This window comes from Bellilinea sp. (assembly GCF_034432615.1).
Taxonomy (GTDB): Bacteria; Chloroflexota; Anaerolineae; order Anaerolineales; family Anaerolineaceae; genus Bellilinea.
This window is the reverse complement of the sequence record NZ_DAOUBL010000308.1, coordinates 1-5,930: the sequence shown is the minus strand read 5'-3', so window position 1 is coordinate 5,930 and position 5,930 is coordinate 1. Positions and strand designations below refer to the sequence as shown.

3 protein-coding genes and 1 pseudogene are annotated in these 5,930 nt (G+C 50.6%); 1 reads left to right on the top strand and 3 read right to left on the bottom strand.

Annotated elements, in window-relative coordinates; all coding sequences use genetic code 11:
* From VAE48_RS13915 to nrdR, 3 genes and pseudogenes are all read right to left on the bottom strand, one after another.
* Positions 1-642: pseudogene (locus tag VAE48_RS13915) on the bottom strand (hypothetical protein); the annotation flags it as partial.
* An 83-nt stretch (positions 643-725) separates the two neighbouring features.
* Complete coding sequence (locus VAE48_RS13910; RefSeq protein WP_322793929.1) at positions 726-4,574, bottom strand: LAGLIDADG family homing endonuclease; 3,849 nt, start codon at positions 4,572-4,574, stop codon at positions 726-728.
* A gap of 16 nt (positions 4,575-4,590) precedes the next feature.
* Complete coding sequence (gene nrdR / locus VAE48_RS13905) at positions 4,591-5,043, bottom strand: transcriptional regulator NrdR (RefSeq protein WP_322793928.1); 453 nt, start codon at positions 5,041-5,043, stop codon at positions 4,591-4,593.
* A 702-nt stretch (positions 5,044-5,745) separates the two neighbouring features.
* Between nrdR and VAE48_RS13900 the strand changes: the two genes are divergently transcribed.
* Positions 5,746-5,930, top strand: a 185-nt coding sequence (locus VAE48_RS13900; RefSeq protein ID WP_322793927.1) for a hypothetical protein, incomplete at its 3' end; no start/stop codon positions are given.

The following is a 5,930-nucleotide window of genomic DNA, read 5'->3' as shown; positions in this document are numbered from 1 at the left end:
CCAAGCCTCAACAATATAAGGGGTCTGCTCCGAATCATCTCCTGCACGCAGGCTAAGCGCATCCCACTCAACCGTGACTTCATCCCCGTTTCGTTCAGCGCGCACCCACGTCGGCGGGGCATAATAGGGTGAGATGGGCAGTTTGACCTCAAAGGGATGAACCGGCAGCAGACTGTTGAAATCCCCGCGAATTTCCATATAGTCCGCACGAACCCAACAGGGATTGTTTCCACCAATTGCCTGTACTTCGATGTAATTGCCGCCCTCCACCCGCCGCAGAATTTCAAGGTTACTGCCTGCATAGACCCCATATTTGTAGAGGTACGGCGCACCCGGCCCATAATGACAGACTGCCTGTGCAATGCTGACCTTTCCTCGTAATTTTGTATAAACCGGCAGGGGTGTTTGCGATATTGTGGGCGTGATTGTAAGGGTAGGAGATGTAACCGTAAGGGTAGGAGATGGTGAGAGCGTGAAGGTTGGTGAAATTGTCGGAGTAGGTGAATAAACCTTCCTAATCACAACAGAAGGTGAGGGGCCTGGCGATGGCAATTCTGCTGTTGCGGCAAGATCCGGCGACAGGGTTGTCGGCGGCTCAGCCTGAGGTGAAGTCACCGCCACGCAGCCACTTAGAAACACCACCAAAATCCAGCCATAAAAGGTATTCAGAGAGCGCTCAAGCAGAGGCGCTCTCTGAATCTTACTGCATTCCCAAATGAACAAACTCAACACTCACTGTAACCACAAGCATAACACTTGCGGCAGCCTTCCTCGTTTATCACAGCTGCTTCGCCGCATTCCGGGCATAAATCCCCAAACCGCAGCAATTTTTGCCCAACCGGTTGGGTATCACTTTTTTCAGCTGCACTGCGGTGACCATTGCCCGGTGTTGCCTGTTCCTTCTTTTCTTTATCTTGTTGAGAGACCATTCGTTCGGCCCGAATTTGTAAATACTCATCCAAAATCTGCCCGACCCCATCCGGCAAGGAACGCACGCGGTTCGGCCCAAAGCCAAGCGATCGGCCGCCGCCAATTCCTAAGAGTTGATTGGCTGCCTCACGCAGCCGCCGCGCTGGTTCGATGGGCGAAGCAAGACGCAGAATGTAGGAAAGTAATCGCCCAATTGCCTCGGATACAGCAGCCGTATCGGAACCAGCCTTGGCAGTATTGATGAACACTTCAAAGGGCTGACTTCCGCCGTTTTCATTGACGGTGATGAATGCCTTACCCAGCGGCGTATCTATGGAATAGGTGAAGCCGGTCAGATAACGCGGGCGGGGTTTCTTGGTTTCGTGCCAGATAGTTAACTGGTCTTCCGGTTTCTCGACAGTCACCGGTTGGGGCGCTTCTTCTTCACCTCCTGCTTGCTTCTTCTTTGCTGTGGATAAGGTCTCCAGCACCACTTTTTCGCGGGAACCGGTTACATAAACCGTTATCCCCTTGCAGCCGAGTTTCCACGCCAGCTGATAAGCGGTGGCGACATCTTCAACGGTTGCGCCTTCCGGGAAATTAATGGTTTTTGATAGCGAGTTGTCCACAAACGCCTGCATGGCGGCCTGCATTCGCACATGTTCTTCCGCTGTAATGTCACCGGAAACAACAAAGACTCGCTTAATTTCCTCCGGAACCGCCTCAATCTGCTGGCAGGAACCTTCCAGCATGACCTGTTCAATGATTTCCTGCCGCTTTTCGGGTTCTATTCCAGCTTTAATCAAGGCCTGTTCAAATTGGGGGCTGGCGTAAGTCAGCTGTAAATCTTTACCGTTGTCATTGACATGACGGATGTAAGCCAGCGCGAAAGCCGGTTCGCAGCCATATCCCTCACAGCCCGCCACTGTTGCAATTGTACCGGTAGGCGCAATGGTCGTCTGAGCCGCATTGCGGATACCGTGTGCCCGGATTTGATTCACCACCCATTCCCAATCCAACATCGGGCGTCCCCAATCCCGTTCGTAGGGGGTAAGCGGCTTAGGCGGCGACCAGCGCATGTGATCCGCATCATAAATGGAGCCTTTGATGGCCGGGAATGGCCCGCGCTCCTTTGCCATCTCGACTGAGGTGACCATGGCATGGTAACGGACAAATTCCATGACCTGAGCGGCGAATTCCTGTCCCTCGGGTGAACCGTAACGCACACCACAATGGTACATTAAGTCCGCCAGCCCCATGATACCCAATCCTATCCGGCGGGCGCGGTGGGCAGCTTCCTTCAATTGCGGGACAGCCGGCACGTATTGATTGGCTTCGACCACGTCATCGAGAAAATGGGTAGCAGTGATTACCGATTGGCGCAGTGTTTCCCAGTCCACCTTGCCATCCGGCGCAAAATGTTGTGCCAGATTGACTGAACCCAGGCAGCAGTTTTCATAAGGACCCAGCCATTGCTCGCCGCAATTATGCGCCACGATGCCATTTGCAATCAGGCTGTGGGTATCCGGTTGAGTCAAGTCATAAACATCTGCAAGACCAGCTTCCTCAATCTTGGCAATCTTGTCCAGGAACAGCTCGCGGTTGCTACTTCTCTTTTTGTTTTTTACATACGACACTAAAAGGTCTTGTTTTTGAGTTTGTAAGAATCCTATCTTTTGAGCGAACCGGTCACGGTTTTGTTTGCCAATGATTAGTTCGTATTGATCTCGATGTGAATACTCTGCATAATCTCCTCTCCCATCAGGCATCAATCTCTTACCGGCTTTTCTTCGTTGGTGAATGCTGGAAAATATCCCCAGATTGATGAGAAGAATTTGAACTTCCTGGAGAAGTTTAAGAGAACTGCTTGCCAAACGAACTGTACAGTCTTGTTTTTTACTATTAACTTGAACAGAACCATCTGCGCTGAATAATCCTTGCAAAAAGCCAATCACAACTTCGCGAGGCGCACTCCATATTGTTGAAGGAACACATTTTTCGGACGATTTCGCGGTCGAAACTCCTAATGACTTGAAGAATAGATAAGGCAACCGACCATAAGTTAACTGGACAACCTCTCCTCGAGAATGAAGATGTCCAGCCCCAAACCATTCCGACAGAATAGAATAGACTTCCTTTTGGACCTCATCTTCAGAAAAGCAGATTCCCAATGGGCTGTGGCTGTTCTCGGTAAACCAACCATCTCCTACAAGAACCCCCATCACCACACCCAAATCGCGCGACCAGTGTTTTGGAATGCTGGAATACTGATTTTTAAAATCAGCTCTTTGCACAGTTTGTCCACCGACATGGTTGCCACCATGTGCCATTTCGGACATAACTTCGTAAAACTCTTGGGGTAATGGCAGTAGAACATTCCTGCTCCACGGCCCCTCACCGCTCTGGAGCAGCACCTTGTCTCCAACTTTGAGATTTTCAAGCGATACATAGCCGCTCGGGGTTAAGAAACGATGATCCGGTGTCGCCGTCAACTGAAATCCCGCTTGGGTTTGCAACCGATAAACCATTGTTTTTTCTCGTGTTTTCCAGGCTGGAGAAGCCGGACGCAAAGCCACACCTAAACTTGCGCCAACCCTTTCACCCTGCAATGCTCGATTGTCGGTAGCAATGAACAAATCCTGTTCGATTTCCGCCAGCTCGGCAATCGTTAACAACCCAATGTCCGTAGGAATTCGCGTATCTCCTGCAAAACATGGATTGGTGGCTTCCAGCGGATATAAATGTGGCACAGGATTGCTTCGGTTGGCCGCATCCAGGAACAACACTCCCGGCTCCCCATTATGATGAGCCTGCCGCACGATTTTATCGAACAGTTCTCGTGCACGCACTTTCTTGAAGGTCACCAAAGGAACACCCGCTTCCACCAGTTGCTCCAGCGTGCCCCTTACCTGCCGGTAAAGAGGAGAATGAACATCCGGGAAGCGCAGTTCCCATTCCTCGTCGTTTTCAACGGCACGCATGAAATCATCGGTAATTCCAACCGAAATGTTGAAGTTGGTAATGGCATTCTCATCTGTTTTACAAGTGATAAAATCTTCCACGTCGGGATGATCGACACGCAGCACCGCCATATTGGCACCCCGCCGTGTGCCCCCCTGGGCAATTTCGCCGAAGGCGTGGTCATACACCCGTAAAAATCCCACCGGGCCGGTTGCCTGCCCGGCGGACGACTTGACCATGGAGCCCTTTGGGCGCAGCCGCGAAAAAGAAAAACCATTCCCACCGCCGGTTTGTTGAATTAAGGCAGCATCCCGCAAGGTCTGGAAAATGCCGGATGGATCCCGTCCCATGTCATCATTAATGGGCAGCACAAAGCAGGCTGCCAGCTGCCCAAGCGGAGTACCGGCACCAGTGAAAGTCGGCGAGTTCGGGAAGAACTTTTTGCTGGTGAGGAGGACGTAAAATTCGCGCGCGCGGCTCATCACATCACTGCCCCACTGTTCCTCAACTTTGGCAACATGAAAAGCGACCCGCCAGAACATATCCTCGACGCTCTCACATGGTTTGCCGTCATCGCCTCGCCGTACATAACGACGAATCAGTACCTGACGGGCATTTTCGGTTAATTCCACAGCAGGAAGATCCTTTGGACGTGGGGGAGTTGGCAGCAGGCCGTTTTTTGTAATTTGTTGTTGAGTTTGCATGATATCCTCCTGTAAATTATGAACCTTCTAATAAGCGATCAATTTCTTTTCGAATGGCATGTAAATCGTTCAAGTTCAAATAGACAATCGCATAACGAATGTAAGCCAGTTGATCCAGTTCCTTCAAACCGGCAATGACCATGTCTCCCACCACCCGGGAAGAAACTTCCGCCCGCCCCATTTGTTGCAAAGCCGATTCAATTTCCCCAACCAATCGTTCGATCTCAGCCGCAGATACAGGGCGCTTGGCGCAGGCAATCCGTATCCCGCGCATTAATTTTTCGCGGTCAAACTCTTCCCGGGTTCCATCCCGCTTGATGACCAGCGGCGTGGCAAGAATGGCACGCTCATAGGTTGAAAATCGCTGGCCGCATTTTTCACACTCTCTGCGGCGGCGGATACCACCTCGTTGGTCGTGAGTAGTATCCAGAACCCTCGATTGTTCATAATGACAATATGGGCAACGCAATGGACTCCTCCATCCTGTTATAACCTTTGAGAATAGACTCTCACACCCATCCCCCTTACCTGATCGAGCCTTATCTTGCTGACAATCCCTTTTCCGGAAAATGCACCCCCATATATGGGGGTAATATAATATTTGTATAGTATATGTACGGGATTATTTTAGCACATCTGACAGCAGGATGCAATAGAAAAAGGACTTTTCTAATCTTAAAATTATCTTTGTAGAAATTCCGTTCAGCAAATTCCAGACACTGCCTTTCTACCCACAATTGGAGGAGCATTACTTTTTTTGACAACCCATATCTGGCGTTTGCAGCATCGTTTTCACGTTTTCTCCCATATAAGGGAAGTCATTGTGTCTGAAAAAATTTTTAGAAGTTTTTATGTTAACGATTCATTAACCAGTTCATTTCGTTTTTCCCGATTTTTCTTTTATAAAGTAAAACGGAAACCCCCGCTGAAGTTTTTTCAGGGGGGTTCCTCAAGACAGGTTGAAACACACCGCTAAGACACCCTGTTCGTCAGGCAGAAGGGAGGATGGCTTCTGCTATGCCGATGGTTTCCGAAAAAAGACATTCTGAACTACAGGCACCTCAATTGGCCCTGTTTGTTTCTCGGTCGAAACCCGCGAAGAGCATCGGCTCTCCGATCATCCAGGTGAACGGTTTAGCGTTGCGTGTTGCGGTTACGCAAGAATGCCGGAATGTCCAGATCGTTGGTGTTGATCACATGCGGCTGGAATTCGGTCGGCGAGGTGGGAGGCGCTTGCCGCTCAGCCTTAGGTGCGGGGCTGCTCGCCGGGAAGGAAGCGGTTTCTTCCTTCTTCGGGGCGGGGCGCGGTTCCACTAAAGGGGAACGAACGCTGGGCCGGTCAAATCCGGTTGCAAT